The sequence below is a fragment of the Arthrobacter sp. CC3 genome (genome assembly GCF_039907775.1).
Classification (GTDB): domain Bacteria; phylum Actinomycetota; class Actinomycetes; order Actinomycetales; family Micrococcaceae; genus Arthrobacter.
Map to the genome: position 1 here is coordinate 20,948 of NZ_JARCCY010000045.1, position 17,514 is coordinate 38,461.

The 17,514-nt window shown below is 66.0% G+C and carries 11 protein-coding genes and 2 tRNA genes; 8 read left to right on the forward strand and 5 right to left on the reverse strand.

Translation table 11 applies throughout. From position 1 onward, the window contains the following. Positions 1-24: 24 nt before the first annotated feature. Positions 25-112: transfer RNA gene (locus PV761_RS20275), tRNA-Ser, on the reverse strand. A 59-nt stretch (positions 113-171) separates the two neighbouring features. Further along, positions 172-2,538, reverse strand: a complete 2,367-nt coding sequence (locus PV761_RS20280; protein WP_347899442.1) for a prolyl oligopeptidase family serine peptidase — start codon at positions 2,536-2,538, stop codon at positions 172-174. Positions 2,539-2,598: 60 nt separating this feature from the next. Between PV761_RS20280 and PV761_RS20285 the strand changes: the two genes are divergently transcribed. Continuing rightward, positions 2,599-4,620: an FAD/NAD(P)-binding protein gene (locus tag PV761_RS20285; protein WP_347899443.1), complete on the forward strand. Its 2,022-nt coding sequence runs from the start codon at positions 2,599-2,601 to the stop codon at positions 4,618-4,620. Between the two features lie 97 nt (positions 4,621-4,717). Here the strand turns inward: PV761_RS20285 and PV761_RS20290 are convergent, their stop codons facing one another. From PV761_RS20290 to PV761_RS20300, 3 genes are all read right to left on the reverse strand, one after another. Then, entirely contained in the window at positions 4,718-9,310 is a 4,593-nt protein-coding gene (locus tag PV761_RS20290) for an ExeM/NucH family extracellular endonuclease (RefSeq protein ID WP_347899444.1), read from the reverse strand. A 375-nt stretch (positions 9,311-9,685) separates the two neighbouring features. Beyond that, a complete protein-coding gene (locus PV761_RS20295; protein WP_347899445.1) occupies positions 9,686-10,507 on the reverse strand; it encodes a VOC family protein in 822 nt (273 codons plus the stop codon). Positions 10,508-10,683: 176 nt separating this feature from the next. Next, positions 10,684-10,771: transfer RNA gene (locus PV761_RS20300), tRNA-Ser, on the reverse strand. A 123-nt stretch (positions 10,772-10,894) separates the two neighbouring features. On the opposite strand from PV761_RS20300, the gene PV761_RS20305 reads away from it, so the two are divergent. The 7 genes from PV761_RS20305 to PV761_RS20335 all read left to right on the forward strand — a co-directional run bounded on the left by PV761_RS20305 (position 10,895) and on the right by PV761_RS20335 (position 17,362). Further along, a complete protein-coding gene (locus PV761_RS20305; RefSeq protein WP_347899446.1) occupies positions 10,895-11,878 on the forward strand; it encodes an NAD(P)H-quinone oxidoreductase in 984 nt (327 codons plus the stop codon). Between the two features lie 133 nt (positions 11,879-12,011). After that, entirely contained in the window at positions 12,012-12,548 is a 537-nt protein-coding gene (locus PV761_RS20310; protein ID WP_028271050.1) for a PadR family transcriptional regulator, read from the forward strand. Between the two features lie 143 nt (positions 12,549-12,691). Beyond that, on the forward strand, positions 12,692-14,992 hold the full coding sequence (locus tag PV761_RS20315) for a carbon starvation CstA family protein (RefSeq protein ID WP_028271049.1): 2,301 nt from the start codon (positions 12,692-12,694) through the stop codon (positions 14,990-14,992). A 13-nt stretch (positions 14,993-15,005) separates the two neighbouring features. Further along, positions 15,006-15,197, forward strand: coding sequence for a YbdD/YjiX family protein (locus PV761_RS20320; RefSeq protein ID WP_028271048.1), 192 nt, complete (start codon positions 15,006-15,008; stop codon positions 15,195-15,197). Between the two features lie 156 nt (positions 15,198-15,353). After that, complete coding sequence (locus PV761_RS20325) at positions 15,354-15,977, forward strand: bacterial proteasome activator family protein (protein WP_028271047.1); 624 nt, start codon at positions 15,354-15,356, stop codon at positions 15,975-15,977. 7 nt (positions 15,978-15,984) lie between these two features. Continuing rightward, positions 15,985-16,440, forward strand: coding sequence for a hypothetical protein (locus PV761_RS20330; protein WP_347899447.1), 456 nt, complete (start codon positions 15,985-15,987; stop codon positions 16,438-16,440). 76 nt (positions 16,441-16,516) lie between these two features. Continuing rightward, positions 16,517-17,362, forward strand: a complete 846-nt coding sequence (locus tag PV761_RS20335; protein ID WP_347899448.1) for an aldo/keto reductase — start codon at positions 16,517-16,519, stop codon at positions 17,360-17,362. Positions 17,363-17,514: the final 152 nt, after the last annotated feature.

Sequence of the window (17,514 nt, forward strand, 5' to 3'; positions counted from 1 at the left end):
CGGTCCAGGGACCGGGGCCAAACGCGGAGACGGGGGGATTTGAACCCCCGGTGGAGTTGTGCCCCACACTTCATTAGCAGTGAAGCCCATTCGGCCGCTCTGGCACGTCTCCAATTGCTATTCCTAGCCCACCAAGGATACGCAGAACGGGGCATTCAGTGCAAAACGGTGCTAGTTGTCGGAACGGCCCGCCAGCGAACGCCAGAGGAAATGCTGGCTGCGGCTTTGCAACGCGGCCGCCTGCCGGTTGTCGGAGGCACCGGCGTGCCCGCCCTCCAGCGCCTCGTGGAACCAAACGTTGGGGATGCCCATGGCCTGCATACGGGCCGCCATCTTGCGGGCCTGCACGGGACCCACCCGGTCATCGGACGTTGCGGTCCAGATGAACGTCTCCGGGTAATCCACACCGTCGCGAAGGAGGTGGTACGGCGAGAACGTCCGGATGAACTCCCAGTCCTCGGGCACGTCAGGGTCCCCGTATTCGGCGATCCACGAGTAGCCGGCGGACAGTTTGGTGTAACGGCGCATGTCCAGCAGCGGCACACCGCAGGATACTGCGCCGAACAGTTCGGGGTACCGGGTCAGCATGTTGCCCACCAGCAGCCCGCCGTTGGAGCCGCCTACACAGCCCAGCCGCTCCTTGGAGGTGACTCCCCTGGAGATCAGGTCCCTGGCCACTGCAGCGAAGTCCTCGAACGCGCGGTGGCGCTTTTCCTGCAGCGCGGCGCGGTGCCACGAGGGTCCGTATTCGCCGCCGCCGCGGATGTTCGCCACCACGTAGACGCCGCCGCGGGTGTGCGTGGCGCTGCCTTCGCCTTCACCGGCCGCGCCTTCAGCGGCCGCGCCCTCACCGGCGCCGCCGCGTTCGCCGCCGGTGTCGGTCCGGCCTGCGGCCGGGCCCCCGGCGTCGGTCCGACGTTCCAGCCAGGCCCGGCCGATCGCGCCGCTGTAGGCAGGCGTCCGGGAAACCTCGAACCCGCCGTAGCCGGACAGTTGCGTGGGGTTCTGGCCGTCAAGCACCAGGTCCTTGGACGCCACCTGGAAGTACGGGACCCGGGTGCCGTCGTCGGACACGGCGAAGTGCTGCTGGACCTCGTAGGCCGAGTCGTCAAAGTAGGACGGCGAGGTGCGGATTACCTCGTGCTCGCTGACCACCTGCCCGACGCTGCCGCGGCGCAGCGTTCCCCGGGTGAGCGTGCTGGGCGTGGTGAAGCCGGTGGCCACGAGCCAGAAGTCGTTCCCCGCGCCGGGGGCTTCCCCTTCCGGCACCGGCACATTGCCGCCGGTACCGTCGTCGTCCATCCCGTCGTCGTCCATGCCCGCTGCCTCGTCCTCGTCGTCAACGGCGAAGGCGTTGACGTCGTGCAGCGGCGGGCAGGCGTCCAGCAGCGTCGAAGCCCATGCGGCCTCTGTTCCGGGCCGTTCCGGATCCAGGACGCGGATCTCCGAGGATACATCCCGCAGGAGGTTGAGCAGCAGGAAGTTGCGGGTCCAGCTCCACGACTGCAGCGACGTGTGCGCGTCCGGGGTGAACAGGACCGCCAGTTCGCGGCTCCCGGCAAGGTAATCCTCGAACCTGGCGGCGAGCAGCGAACCGGCGGCGTACGTGGTTCCGTCGACGTCCCAGTCGCCCTGCGGGCGGAACAGCAGCCACTCCCGGTGCACGCTCAGGTTCACGTCGGTCGGGGCGTCGATGACCACCCAGGATCCGTCCCGCAGGACCGACGTGCTCTTGTTGAAGAAGCTGATCCAGTCCATGGCGAAGGTCCGCTCGAACCCGGGCGTGGAGTCATGCGCCACCAGCGCCATCATGTGGTCTTCGGGGATTTCAAAGAGCCGTTCGGCTGCCGCGAGCGATCCGCCGCGGGCAAGCCGGACGGCGGTGCGCGCGTAGGACGAGGTGGTGCTGGGCAGGCCTTCGGCGGTGGTGGACACCAGCAGCGTGTCCCGGTCGAGCCAGGAAGCGTTGCCTTTGGCCGTGGGCAGGTCGAAGCCTCCGGACGCCGGGTCCACGAACGTCCGGGTCTCGACGTCGAACTCGCGGTAGCGGTTGGCGTCGCCGCCGTCGGGGGAGAGGGCCACCAGCGCCAGCCGGTGCGGTTCGCCGGGCGCAGGGCGGAGGAAATTGGCGCCGTGGAAAACCCACTCTTCGCCTTCGGCGGCGGCCAGCGCGTCGACGTCCAGCAGCACATCCCATTCAGGCTCCCCGCTCCGGTAGCTCTCCCAGGATGTCCGGCGCCACAGCCCCTTGGGGTTCTGGCCGTCCCGCCAGAAGTTGTAATACCAGTCGCCGTGCTTGCCCACCATGGCGATCTTGTCCGTGGAGTCCAGCACCTCCAGGATGCGGCTTTCGAGCGCGGCATAGTCGGCGTCTTCGAGCAGGTCCTCGGTGCGGGCGTTCTGTTCGCGGACCCAGGCCAGCGGCTCCTCGCCGTAGATCTCCTCAAGCCAGATGTTTTCGTCGGTCGGTTCGGGCGCTTTCCCGCCGGGGGAAGAGGCACCGGACACGGGCTGGTGATCAGCTGCTGTGGTGGTCATGGCCCTACGAAACAGCATCCGCGCGCGGCTAGCAAGTCACATGCAGATACTCTGGAGGGCGTGGGCACATCGCAAAGCATCCGGACAGCACTAATAGGGGCCGGACCCCGCGGCACCAGTGTCCTGGAGCGGCTCCTCGCCAACTGGCGGCTCAGAAACCCCTCCGATTCGGCAACTTCGGGGACTTCCGGACCGCATGGCACCGCGATCCATCCCGCATCCAGCCTCCACATCGACGTGGTGGACCCGTACCCGGCCGGGCCGGGCCACGTGTGGCGGCCCGGCCAGTCCCGGCTGTACCTGATGAACACGCAATCGTTCTATCCCACCGTGATTCCCGAGGACCCTGAGCTGGCGGCACCCGTGGCCGGCAGCACCTTCGAAACCTGGCGTGCGGCGCAGCAGGAAAGCCCGCACCCTTCGCTGACCGAGGATGAACGCCACGAACTGGCCAGCCTCGGATCCCGCGATTTTCCGAGCCGCGCCCTGTACGGCTGCTACCTCCGCTTCACCCTGGACGAGCTGCTCGCGCACCTTCCGGAAGGCGTCACCGTCCAGTTCCACCGCACCACCGCCACCGCTGTGCGGCCGGCAGGAAACGGAACGTTCGACGTCGAACTCGAGGACGGCGGGCCCCTCACCGTCGGGTCCGTGGTGCTGGCCCTGGGCCACCTTGAGTCCAGGCTCAACGCCGAACAGCGCGAACTCCAGGCCGGGGCCGCCCAGCTGGGCCTCATGTACCTGCCCCCGGCGGTACCCGCCGACGTCGACTGGTCCGTGGTGCCGGCCGGCGAGCCCGTCCTGGTCCGGGGCATGGGCCTGAACTTCTTTGACGTGATGGGCCAGCTGACCGAGGGCCGGGGCGGGAAATTCGTTGCGGCAGAAGGCGGCGGCACGGCGGACGGCGTCCCCGGGCAGGGGAGGGCCGGTCTCGCATACGTCCCGTCCGGCAACGAGCCGCTGATCATCGCGGCGTCCCGGCGCGGGACCCCTTACCGGGCCAAAGCGGACCTTGCAGGGTACTACCCGTCCGGCGTGACGCTGCGGTACTGCACCGAGGCCGCCGTCGGAAGGTTCGCGGCCGCGGGAATCACCCCCGCCTTCGACCACGACCTCTGGCCCCTCCTGCAGCGCGACGCGCTCTGGGCCTACTATTCCACCCTGGTTCGGACCCGTCCGGACGCCGTCAACGAGCCCGAGGCGTTCCTGGCCCTGCTCCAGGAGGCGATGCGGCCGCACGCCCACAGCGTCTCCCACTGGGAAGCCGAAGCGGATGACCTGGTGGCCAGGCATGTGGCGCCGGACCAGCGGCTGAACCTCCCGGGCCTGGCAGCTCCCCTGGCCGGCCGGAACTTCGCGTCGCAGGCTGAGGTGGATGCCGCCGTCGTCGATTACCTGCTCGATGACGCCCGGCGTTCGGCACTGGGGGAGGACGACCCCGTGAAAATGACCATCGGGGCGCTGCACCACGGGCGGGCGGTGCTGAAATCAGTGGTGGCCGACGGCGGCATCACCGATGAGTCCTGGGTTGCCGGCCTGCGGGGCTGGTTCGAGTCGTTCGTCGAAGGGCTGGCCAGCGGGCCGCCGGCCATCCGGGCCGAGCAGCTCGCAGCGCTCGCCAGGGCGGGCGTGGTCAGCTTCGTGGGCCCGGATCCGAAGTTTTCGCTCGACCGCGCGGCCGGTTCCTTCAAGGCCGTGTCGCCGTGGGTCAACGGCGGGGCCATCCACGCCCGCACCATGATCGAGGCGCTCGCTCCGGCCAACCGGGTTTCCGTCAATGTGTCGCCGGTGCTGGAGCAGCTGCTCGCCGACGGCCTGGCCCGGCCCCGGCTGATGATGACCGTGGAGGGCGCGCCGGTGGAGACCTCCGGGCTTGATGTCAGCCCGCACCCGTACCGGCCGGTGGGCGCCAACGGATCCGTCTCGGAAGGACTGTACGTGCTGGGCCTGCAGCTGTCCGCGGCGCAGTGGGGCACGGCCATCGCCGCGGAGGCGAGGCCGCAGGACGGGCCGGTGTACCGCAGCGGCCAGCGCACCCTCCGCGACGCCGACGAGATAGCCCGCCACATCCTCGACCGCTGACCTCCCGGACACGAAAATGCCCCGCGTCCGGGGCCGGAATCCGAAGGGATTTCCAGCCCCGGGGCGGGGCAAGTTCAGTTACCGTCAGGCCGGAAAACTAGCCTTTCAGGCACTTCTGGTACTGGATCCAGGCCAGGCCGTACTTGATCCAGCCTGCAAAGTCGTACCACTTGGTGGGCGGGACGGGCGCGGTGCAGACCGGCGGCACCGGTCCGCTGGAAGCAACCAGGACAGCCGTTTTGACCACGGTGCCCGATTCAGCAGCGGTGAGCACCAGGGTTCCGGCGCCTGAGGCCACGCCGGCCGGAACCTTCACGTCCACTGCGGCAGCCCCGGCGGACACCGGGATGGTGCCGAGTGGGGTTACGGTGCCCGCAGCGTCCGTAAGGGAGGCCGCCAGCGACGTGTTGACCGGGCTGCCCAGCGACGTGAGATCCAGTTTGGAGACTGCCAGCGTGATGGAGTCGCCGGCCTTGACTTCGGCCGCCGTCGTGTTCACCACGGCAACAGTGCGGCGTGCAAAGTCCGGCGCTGCCGGGTTGTGCTCCTGCAGGTACTTGATCCAGGCGTCGCGGTCCACGAGCCCTGAATCCTTGGTGCCGGTTCCTTCCTTGAAAATCCGGAAGTTGTCGCCGCCCGTTGCGAGGAAGCTGAAGGTGCCGACGCGGTAGGACCTGGCCGGATCGATGAGCGAACCATTGACCCGGATGGACGTGATGCGGTCACCCGCGGCACGTGCGGCATCGTAGGTGTAGTTGACGTTCTTGGACAATCCCAGCTGCTGGTAGGCGCGGCTCGGGACCGTGCCGTCCGGGTTGGTCTGCCACTGCTGTTCCAGGAGCGTCTTGAACTGTGCCCCGGTCAGGGACGTGGTCCAGAGGTTGTTCACGAACGGAAGCACGGCGTTCGCCTCCGCATAGGTGATGGTTCCGTCCGGCGCGAAGTACAGCTCGTTGCGCAGGCCGCCGGGATTCACGACGCCGATTTCGGCGGCGCCGAGGTCCGGAGCCTTGAGTGCGTCCACCAGTGAGTCCGCCACCAGGTTGCCCAGGGTGGATTCGCTCGCACGGTCGTCACGGGACGCCGGGCTTGTTGCCGTGGCGGGCGTGAAAGCCGTGGTGATATCAGCGGTGACCTTGCCGACCGGCTGGTTGCCGATGACGGCAGCGTCGGCGACTGCCTTGTCAACGATTGCCTTCACGGCTGCCACCCGCGGGTACTTGGTCACAAGGTCCGCGGCCGTCTCCGTGGTGGTGGGGACGGTGCGCTTGACGTTGCCCGCTTTGTAGCCGGTCACCTGCATCGTCTTGGTGTCGATCGTCAGCTGGATCTGGCCGATGAACTCGCCGTAGCTGCCGGTCTGGACGATGGGGCGCGTCCTGCCCGTCGGCTGGCCGTTGCCATCCAGCACCGGAGCATCCCAGGCGTACTGCTTGTGTGTGTGGCCGGTGAAGATGGCGTCCACCTCGGGAGAGGTTTCGTTGACGAGTTTGGCGAAGGGGCCGCCGGCTGCGACTTCCTGTTCCAACGTGGAGCCTTCGGGAGCGCCGGACCCGGCGCCGTCGTGGTTTTCCACGATGATGACGTCGGCGAGCTTGTCCGCGGTGATCTTCGCCGCAACGCGGTTGATCGCCTCCACGGAATCACCGAATTCAAGTTCGGTGATTCCGGCTGGCGTGACCAGCGACGGCACTTCCTGGGTGACGGTGCCGATCACGGCCACCTTCACGCCGTTCAGCTCCAGCACCGTGTATTCGGGCAGGGCCGGTTCCGTGGTGCCCTTCTTGTAAACGTTGGCGCCGAGATACGGGAACTTGGCGTTCGTTCCGCCGGCGACGACCCGGTCCCGCAGGTCCGTCCAGCCGCCGTCGAACTCGTGGTTGCCCACGGCGGACGTCTGCAGCTCCAGGGCGTTCAGCACATCGATGGTGGGCTGGTCCTTGGCGACGGCGGAAGCGAACAGCGAGGCTCCGATGTTGTCTCCGGCGGACAGGAAAGCCGTGGCGCCCGGCGCCGCGGATTCGCGGAGCTTTTCGATGGTGGCGGCAAACAGGATCGTGTTGGAATCGATGCGGCCGTGGAAATCGTTGATGCCCAGGAAGTTCAGGTCAACGCTCGGCGGCAGGACCGGTGCGGCCGGCAGATCAAGGCCCACCACCACGGGATCGTGGTCGCTTGCCCTGAACTGGTCCGGCGCATAGTAGTTGGTCACATTGTTGTTATACCGGCTGTACTCCAGCGCCACGGACTCCACGGAGTTGATGTTCCAGATGTCGGCACCCGTCACCACGGCATTTGCGGCCGGCGAGGCAAGGACGTGGTCCAGGGAACCCACCAGGCCGCCGAACAGGTAGGAGTGCTTGGCGGAGCCGTCAGCGTTCTTGGCCTTCTCGTCCTGGTTGACGTAACCGGCAGCCGTGAGGACGTTGATGGGGTCTTCCTTGGCGTAGGAATTGAAGTCGCCCAGCAGGAAAACCTTGTCCGTGCCCTTCGAGGACTGCAGTTGGTTGGAAAATGCGAGAAGTGACTTGGCCTGCTCGGTGCGGGCAAGGTTCGAGGCGCCCTGGCCCTGGTCGGTGTCCTCCGGAGTAGCGGCAGAGCCCTTGGACTTGAAGTGGTTGGCGATGGCAATGAACTTCTTGTCATCGGAGGCACCAACCGGCTTGAACACCTGAGCGAGCGGCTTGCGGCCGCTGGCGAAGGCCACGGTGTCGTTGTGGATGATGGATTCGCCCACCGGTTCCGCAGCAGCCTTCTTGTAGATGAACGCGGTCCGGATCATGTCCTCGTCAGCCAGCGGCGGAGCGTTGGCGGGGGTGCGGACGTAGTCCCAGATCCCCGGCGTGGCAATGTTCAGAGCCTCCACCAGCTTTGCCAGGGCGTCGTCGCGGTCTTTGCCGAACTGTGCCGAGTTCTCTACTTCCATCAGGGACACCACGTCGGCGCCGGACTTGCCGACGGCGGCCACGATCTTGTCCTGCTGGCGCTTGAGGTTCTCGGCGTTGGCGGCACCGCGGGCGTCGCACCCGCCGCGGACCGTAATGGGGTTGCCGTCGCGGTCGGTGTAGAAGGTGCAGCCGGCCAGCATGTCGCCGGTGGTGGGGAAGTAGTTCAGCACGTTGAAGGAGGCAATCTTGAGGTTGCCTCCGACGGCGCCGGGGGCCTCGGCGCGGGTGGCGCCGAAGGTGGCCGGCTGGATGATGCCGGCGTTTTCCGGCGTCAGGTGGGTCAGCGGCTGGAACTTCCAGGAGTTGTTGGCGTAGCTGAGCACCACGTCGGTCTGGAACGTCACGGGTGATCCGACGCGGACCGGATCCGACGTGGTCAGGTACGGCAGCACCTGCGCCTTGGTGGCGGCGTCCTTGAGGAAGTTGGTGGTGGCGCCGTCGTCGAGCTTGATGCCGCGGGCGGCGTTGGCGGCAACGGTTGCCGTGTACTCGGCCGAACCGTAGGGTGCCACGGCGGTGGGCTGTTCAAGGGGAGTGGTGCCGCCGGCCAGGCCGATTTCGCCGTACTGGTTCAGGGAGTAGTTGTCAGTGACCGTCACCGGTCCCTGCGGTGTCAGCAGCATGCCTTCGAGGGATTCACGGAACGCTTCATCCGCCGGGAGCGAGAAGCCGGTGGACTTCACCTCCGGCGCCGCCTCGGCGAGCTTCGTCAGCCCGGCCGCATCAGCAACACTCACCTGGGTCATGCCGAAGAACTCGCTGACGGTGCCGGTGATTTCGACGTAATCACCGATGGCGACCGAGCCGACTGTTGCGGGCGAGAAGACAAAAACAGCGTCCGACGCCGTGTGGTTGGCTGGCGTCAGATCGCTGCCGGTCCCGGGGGTCTGGACGTAGAAGCCGGAGAAGCCGCCGGTTGGGTACGCCGCGGTCACCTTGCCCCGCGTCGTGACACTGGCGCCGACGAACGGGCTGGCCGCACCGGAGCCCTGGATCTCGGCGATGGTCTTCGTGGCGGGCGCAGGCGGCGGATCCACGGGATCGGGGTCGACAGGCGCGGGGTCCACACTGCCGCCGGCCGCCGTCGGGGTGATGGTGGCGCTAAGGGCGAAGTCGGCCGCGTTGCTGTTGGAGTCCGCTCCGTTGGTGCGGTTCAGGCTCTTGACGTCGGTGTTGCCGGCGGGCGCTGTGGCAGCCTGAGTTTCGAACGTGTTGGACGTGCCGTACCCCAGCAGGTCGGCCACGTTGGCGGGCTCGATTACCGAACCGGTGGCCAGCGAAGTGATCGCAGTGGCCTGCCTGGCCAGGACCACGGTGCCAGTGGTTCCGGACGGGTTCAAGCCGGTAGCCACCAGGTCCGGAGTGGGCAGGTCGGCGCCGGCGGGGGTGGGCGCTCCGTTCGCCCCGCCCTGGACCAGGTAATAACCCTTCGCCGGGATACTGCCCTTGAGGGCCGCCACTCCGTTGGGTGCGGCCGTTCCCGTGCCCGAGCGGTACTGAAGGGACCAGCCATCCAGTGAAACCGGCGCATCTGACGCGTTGTACAGCTCTACGAATTTGTTCTTGTAGGCCGCTCCGGAGCTGCCTCCGCTGAGGTACGCCTCATTGATGACCACTGGCGACGTGCCCGCAGCGGCTGGTGAGACCTCCACTGCGAACGCCGGGACGGCTGCCAACGGGGCGGCGATAAGCCCCGCTGACAACGCCGCGCCCAGCGTAATTTTCCATGGTGTGCGTTTCATCCGCTCTAACTCTCATTAGGGTGCCCCGGGTAAGGGCTCGGTGGAATGTGTCCGGCTTTGTGGCGCGGACAAAAGGGCCCGGACTTTACTCCTGGTCAAGCAGTTTCCGGCACAGCAAAACAGAGTCGAATGAACGTGTGATTGATTCAGCGTGCATTCTGCGAGACGTCCCCCAGCGAAACGTTCACCGCCGGCCACAGGGCAGCATGGGCCCTGTCCCGGCAACGGTGTTCTGCGGCAGTGCTTTGATTGTGTGCATGTGCCGGCTCACCCCATGTGCCGGACATGGCAAAAGAATACCGGCCAGTAGCTCCGATGGAAGCGGCTGGCCGGTATTTTTTAGATCAATTTACTTAAATGGCATGCTGCGGCTCGTTAGGCCCCGGTGGTGTCTCCTGAGTCGGCAGGATCGCCGGTGCCCTGGCGGGTGTCGGCAACGATCTTGAACATTGCCCCGGTGGGGTCGGCCAGGGTTGCCAGGCGGCCGAACGGGGTGTCGTCCGGTCCGTCGATCACCCGCGCGCCAAGGCCGACGGCCTTTTCAATGGACGCGTCGGCGTCCTCCACGGCGAAGTAGACCTGCCAGTTGGACGGGACTTCCGCCGGGAGGTAGGCGGAGGCATCCATGATGCCCGCCTTGGCTGAGTCTCCCTTGCCCAGGGTGGTGTAGCGGAAATCGGGCGTGTCGCTCATGACGTCCGTGTCCCAGCCGAAGACGTCCTGGTAGAACTTGACGGCGGTGGCGTAGTCCTTGGTGTGGAGTTCGTGCCAGGCCGCGGCGCCGGGCTCGGCCACCAGTTCGAATCCGGTCATTTCGCGGGGCTGCCAGATGCCGATGGCCGCGCCGGTGGCGTCGCCGAACATGGCCATGTGGCCCTGCTCCGGGACGTCCATCGGCCCCATGAAGACCTGTCCGCCGTGCGCCGTGACAGCTTCGGCGGTGGCGGCGGCGTCGTCTGAACGCAGGTAGGTGGACCAGGCGTCAGGGAAGCCCGCCATCGTTTCATCCTTTTGCATGAGCCCTGCCACGGACTTCCCGTTTTTCGAGGCCGTGATGTAACCGCCGTATTTTTCCTCGTCGCCGGTCTGGAAGTCCCACCCGAACAGTTCTCCATAGAACTGCTTGGCTTTGGCGGCATCCGATGTCATGAGGTCGATCCAGCAGGGTGCGCCGGGAGTGATGTCAGGGCTGGGCATTGTGGCTCCTGTCGGTGGCCGCGGCAACGGACCGCGGCGGAGGGGTGGTCAGTGAAGACAAACCAGACACTATTCCGGAGCACCGACAGTTTCAATGGTCCCGGCCCAAACAGGCCCTTAACCGGGATTAACGGAAAATGTCCGGGCCCTGATGCTCAGGACCCGGACATTGTTCGCGGAAGGTAAGAGATTCGAACTCTTGGTACGGGGTTACCGCACACTGGTTTTCAAGACCAGCTCCTTCGGCCGCTCGGACAACCTTCCTTACCGAGTAGTGTTTCATAGGCAGTTGGCTGCGACAAAAACCGTCCGGAGTGTTTGCGGGCAAGCGCGGCCGCTGCACACTATTTTTTGTGGCAGGAAGCAGCTAGGAATCGGGAGTTTTCCATGAAGGCCGTCTACGTTAGTGAGGCCGGCGGGCCTGAGGTGCTCGAAGTGCGCGAGGTCCCGGCTCCGGTTCCCGGCCCCGGCGAGGTGCTGATCGACGTCGTCGCCGCGGGACTCAACCGGGCCGATGTCCAGCAGCGCAGGGGTTTCTACCCGCCGCCGTCCGGGGCCTCGGACATCCTTGGCTTGGAAGTTTCCGGCCGGATAGCGGGCTTCGGCCCCGACGTGTCCAAGCCGTTTTCGGTGGGGGACAAGGTGGTGGCACTGCTTTCGGGGGGCGGTTACGCCCAGCAGGTGGCCGTCCCTGCCGAACAGGTCCTGAGGATTCCCGACGGCGTGGATCTGGTCACTGCCGCGTCCCTCCCCGAAGTGGCGGCCACCGTTTACTCGAACCTGATCATGACGGCGCAGCTTCAGCCGGGTGAGACCGTGCTGGTCCACGGAGCCACGGGCGGAATCGGCACCATGGCCATCCAGCTGGCCAAGGCCTTTGGCGCAACGGTTGCCACCACGGCCGGAACTGCCGAGAAGGTGGGCACCGCCAAAGCCTTCCTCCATGCGGACATCGCCATCAATTACACGGAGGAGGACTTTCCCGAATCCCTCCGTGCGCAAAACGGCGGACACGGTGCAGACGTCATCCTGGACGTTGTAGGCGCCAAATATCTCGGGCAGAACGTTGACGCCCTCGCGGACTACGGCCGGCTGATCGTGATCGGACTCCAGGGCGGCACCAAGGCGGAGCTTGACCTGGGAAAGCTCCTCAGCAAGCGGGCCGCCATCATCGGCACAGCGCTCCGGCCGCGGCCGGTGGCGGAGAAGGGCGTGATCATGAATGCCGTCCGGGATGCGGTGTGGCCGCTCCTGGCGGATGGACGCATCCGCCCCCTGGTGGCCAAGACGTTCCCGCTGGACCAGGTGCGGGCGGCCCATGAATACTTCGACTCCGGCGACCATGTGGGGAAAGTCCTGCTGGTCATGTAGCCGGACACCGGCGTCGGAATGAATACCCGGTATTGCCTTCGTGCCGAAATCACGTTACTGTAATTCCATACGCGGTATGCACGCGTCTTGGGGGCGCGTGTATGCCGTCGTCTTTGCGACATCAGGGGGCAGTATGTCCATTCGCCATAGTCTCCTCGCCCTGCTTCAGGACAAGCCCCGTTACGGGTACCAGTTGAGGGTCGAGTTCGAGGACCGCACCGGCTCTGCCTGGCCGCTGAACATCGGGCAGGTCTACACCACCCTGGACCGGCTGGAACGGGACGGACTCGTCACGAACGATGGCGGCGACGGCGAAGGCCACGTCATCTACAGCATCACCGACGCAGGCCGCAGCGACGTCGCGGACTGGTTCCAGGCCCCGGTGGCCCGCAGCAATCCTCCCCGGAACGAACTCGCCATCAAACTTGCCCTCGCCGTGACCATCCCCGGAGTGGACGTCCCGGCCGTCATCCAGGCCCAGCGCACCGCGTCAGTGAAAGCGCTCCAGGACTACACCAAAACCCGTCGCGAGGCGTCCGCCAGCCTGCGCCGGGCCGACACCGCATGGCTGCTCGTCCTTGATTCACTGATTTTCCAGACCGAAGCGGAAGTCCGGTGGCTGGACCTCTGCGAGGCGCGGATGGCGCAGTTGAACACGCCGGCACCCTAAGCTGCCTGCCGCTCAACGCTCCCGTCCGACCGTTCAGCGAGGGCCTCAAGAGCGGCGCCCCCAAAGCAGTATCCCTGCGTCCGGGGCGTTGATATGGTGCCAAGGGGAGATCACTTTCCAGCTGGGGTTCTCGAGGAGGAGACATGGGCAAAATGCCGGATGGCAAAGCACGGACTGCATTATCGGAGGACGCGCTAGAGCCTGATCCAAAGCTTCCGCCAACGTCGGTGGACGACGCGGTGCGGGAGGCCGAAGAGCGCAAATGGACACCGACGAAGATCGCCATTTGGGCGGCGATTTCGCTGCTAGGCGGGGTCTCCTGGTTCATGCTGGCCATCATCCGAGGCGAAACGGTCAACGCGATCTGGTTTGTGTTCGCCTCGGTCTGTACGTACCTGATCGGCTACCGCTTTTACTCCAAGGTGATCGAGCGGTACATCACCAGGCCCAACGACCGCCGGGCCACTCCCGCCGAGTACAAAGCGGACGGCAAGGACTACGTCCGCACCGACCGCAACGTCCTGTTCGGCCACCACTTTGCCGCCATCGCCGGCGCAGGCCCCCTGGTCGGGCCCGTCATTGCGGCCCAGATGGGTTACCTCCCCGGCACCATCTGGATCATCATCGGCGTCGTACTGGCCGGAGCGGTGCAGGACTACCTCGTCCTGTTCTTCTCCATGCGCCGTGGGGGCCGCTCGCTGGGCCAGATGGCCCGTGAGGAACTCGGCGTGATCGGCGGCACCGCGGCCCTGATTGCCACCCTGCTCATTATGGTGATCATCGTCGCGATCCTGGCCCTCGTCGTCGTGAACGCGCTGGGTGAAAGCCCCTGGGGCGTGTTCTCCGTGGGCATGACCATCCCCATTGCGCTCTTCATGGGCGTGTACCTCCGCTTCATCCGCCCCGGCAAGGTCATGGAAGTGTCGCTGATCGGCTTCGTGCTGCTGATGGCCGCGATCATCGGCGGCGGTGCAGTGGCCGGGACCGAGTGGGGCGCGGCGTTCTTCCACCTGGACAAGGTCACCATCGCCTGGGGCCTTATCGTGTACGGCTTCATCGCCGCCATCCTTCCGGTGTGGCTCCTGCTGGCTCCCCGGGACTACCTCTCCACGTTCATGAAGATCGGCGTGATCGTTATGCTGGCGCTGGCCATCATCGTGGTCCGCCCCGAAATCACCGTGCCGGCCTTCAGCGAATTTGCCAGCAGGGAAAACGGGCCGGTGTTCCCCGGAGCGCTCTTCCCGTTCCTGTTCGTCACCATTGCCTGCGGCGCGCTATCCGGCTTCCACGCCCTGATCTCCTCCGGAACCACCCCGAAGCTGATCGAAAAGGAACGCCAGGCCCGCCTGATCGGCTACGGCGGCATGCTGATGGAGTCCTTCGTGGCCATCATGGCCCTCGTGGCAGCCATCTCCATCGACCGCGGCCTGTACTTCGCCATGAACTCCCCGGCCGCCCTGACCGGCGGCACTGTGCAAACGGCAGCCACCTGGGTCAACAGCCTGGGACTTGCCGGGGTGAACATCACTCCGGACCTCCTGGCCGAGACAGCCAGGAACGTCGGCGAGGAAAGCATTGTGTCCCGTACCGGCGGTGCTCCCACACTGGCCGTCGGCCTTGCCCACATCATGCAGCAGTTCATCGGCGGCACGGCCATGATGGCGTTCTGGTACCACTTCGCCATCATGTTCGAGGCACTGTTCATCCTCACGGCAGTGGACGCCGGCACCCGCGTGGCACGCTTCATGCTGCAGGATTCCATCGGCAACTTCATCCCCAAGTTCAAGGAGCACTCCTGGCGGCCCGGAGCCTGGCTCTGCACGGCCGTTATGGTCCTCGCGTGGGGAGCCGTGCTGCTGATGGGTGTCACGGACCCGCTGGGCGGCATCAACACGCTGTTCCCGCTGTTCGGAATCGCCAACCAGCTGCTCGCAGCCATCGCGCTGTCCGTCTGCCTGGCCATCGCAGCAAGGCGCGCCTCGTTCAAGTACCTCTGGATTGTGGCCGTTCCGCTTGCTTTCGCGGCAGTCGTCACCATCACTGCCAGCTTCCAGAAGATCTTTTCGCCGGTTCCGGCAGTGGGTTACTTCGCCAACAACGCGGCCTTCTCCAAAGCCCTTGCAGACGGCAAGACGGAATTTGGCACTGCCAAGACCGTTGCGGCCATGGAGGCCGTGGTCCGCAACACCATGATCCAGGGGTGGCTGTCGGTGATCTTCGTGGTGCTGAGCATCATTGTGATCATCACGGCGATGGTGGCCACGGTGAAGGCGTTCCGGGATGCGAAGCAGGGCGTTGCCCACGCGGACCACGAGGACCCGGCCGTGCCGTCCCGCGCCTACGCGCCTGCGGGATTCATTCCCACGCCTGCTGAGCGGGAACTCGTGGCCGAGTGGAACAAACTCCCCGCCGACCTGCGCCTCGAAAAGTCCGCGCACCACTGATGCGGAGCTGGTCATGAACGCGATACTCGAAGGGTTCCGTGGCTTCGCCCGCTATTTCGGCGGGGTCATGGGAGCGGACGCCTATGCGAAGTACCTGGAGCACCACGAGGCCTCAGGGCATGCGGAAGCGCCCATGACCGAGCGCGAGTTCTGGCGGGACCACACGGACCGCCAGGACAACAATCCCCAAGGCCGCTGCTGCTGAAAGGCCGCGGCCGTTGAAAACACCTGCGCCGGGGGCGCCGTCGGATCTTAGGGTCCGACGGCGCCTCCCGCGTTTTCGGGGCACCGCCGGACCCGCCGGGGTCAACTGGGTTCACGGACTCGCGCCCGGGCTCGCAGCCCGTGAGAGTATGAAGCCATGAGCGATCCGAACGACACTCAGCCAGCTGATGATGCCCCTGTAGAGGGCACCACCCTCGACGACGAGGTCTCTTCCGGTACGGCCCCGAACCACGGCGCGGGAACCCGGCCGAAGGGGAGTAACCTCCAGGACCTGGTGGACGAGCCCGCCAAAGTGATGCGGATCGGCACCATGATCAAGCAGCTGCTGGACGAAGTGAAGTCGGCACCGCTCGATGACGCCGCACGCGGGCGCCTGGCTGCGATCCACGAACGCTCCATCAAGGAACTTGAGGACGGGTTGGCTCCCGAACTCGTCGAGGAGCTGGAACGGATCAGCCTGCCTTTTCCCGCACAGGCTACGCCGTCCGACGCGGAACTCCGGATTGCCCAAGCACAGCTGGTCGGCTGGCTGGAAGGGCTGTTCCACGGCATCCAGACGGCCATCGCAGCCCAGCATGCCGCCCGCGAACACGCGGCGGCACAGCGGCAGCTGCGCCAGCTGCCGCCGGGGACAGTGATAGCTCCGGGTGTGGTGATCGGCGAGGACGGCGAGCCGCAGCGCGCCCGGCTGCCGCATCCCGGCTCAGACAAGCCGGGCGAAGCGGAAGATCCGGACCACGGTCCCGGCCAGTATCTCTAGGGGCGGCGTGGCATTCTTCGCAGCCGCCCGCCAGGGGCGAAAAGACGACGCCGAGCTCGGCAAAGGGCTGTGGCGGCGCGCCTATGACCGTTTCCTTCGCGGGCTTGACCGGTTCCACCAAGTCCTCGAAGGGGTGGAGGACGACGTGCTGTATGCCGAACTGGTGGAGATCGCCAACGACCTTGCCGGCCTCGCCGTCAGGGTCCGGCAGGTGTGCGTCGAAGCCCAGCGGCGTTCGCCCAGTGACGGCCTGGATATCCCGGGCGCATTGGCCGGCGTCCACCGATCGCTGTCCAAAGCGGGCAACTCCCTGGCGACCACCGCGGAGGCGGCCGCGATGTTGCGCCTGGCCGTCGGGCCGGTGCCGGTAGGCGCCGCCTCGGTCCGCCGCAGGGCCGAGTCAGTCTTTGAACAGATCGCCGACGCCGAACGCCGCCTTGCCGAACAGCCGCAGGATTCCTAGCTATTCCCGGTTAAGCGCCTAGCTTAGCCGGCTGTTTTTACTGGCCGGGCGCTGCCGGCGTTGGCAGTATGAAGTAATGACTTTTTCTCCTGAACTGACTTTCAACGACGGCAACACCATTCCCCAGCTCGGCTACGGAGTGTGGCAGGTTGAGGACGACGTAGCGGAAAAGGTAGTGGTCCAGGCCTTCGAGGCCGGGTTCCGCCACATCGACACCGCCAAGATCTACGGAAACGAAGCAGGCGTAGGCCGCGCCATCGAGCGCTCCGGATTGAAGCCTGAGGACATCTTCATCACCACCAAGCTGTGGAACGCGGACCAGGGGTACGAGTCCACCCTGGCGGCCTTTGAGGCGTCCATGGAGCGCCTCGGCCTCGAAACCCTGGACCTGTACCTGATTCACTGGCAGCAGCCGCAGCAGGACAAGTACGTGGACACCTGGAAGGCCCTGATCGAGCTGCAGAAGCGCGGCCGGGTCAAGTCCATCGGCGTCTCCAACTTCACCACCGAGGGACTCCAGCGGATCATCGATGAGACCGGTGTTGTTCCGGCCATCAACCAGGTGGAACTGCACCCGTTCTTCAACCAGGCTGAACTGCGCGAATTCAACGCCTCCAAAGGCATCCTCACGCAGGCATGGTCGCCGCTGGGCCAGGGCGGCGAACTCCTGGAGCACCCGGCCGTCGCGGAGATCGCGGCCAAGCACAGTGCCACCCCGGCGCAGGTGGTCATTGCCTGGCACCTGGCCCTCGGCAACGTGGTGATTCCGAAGTCCGTCACAGAGTCCCGCATCCGCGAAAACTACGCGGCCCTGGACGTGACGCTGGATGAGGCCGACATCGCAGCCATCAACGGGCTGGACCGGACGGCGGAAGGCTCCGGCCGCATCGGCCCGGACCCTGCTGTCTCCGACTTCGCCTAAGCGGCTGCAGAGGCCCCGCACTCACAGAGTGCGGGGCCTCTGGCGTTGTACGCCCAGCATGGGCATTTGCTTGGGGGTGTGAGTCCTCTGAAGGAGAAGGTGGTTTAACTTCTAGCCAATGGCAACTGCGTCATCGTGAGGTGGGGTGGGAA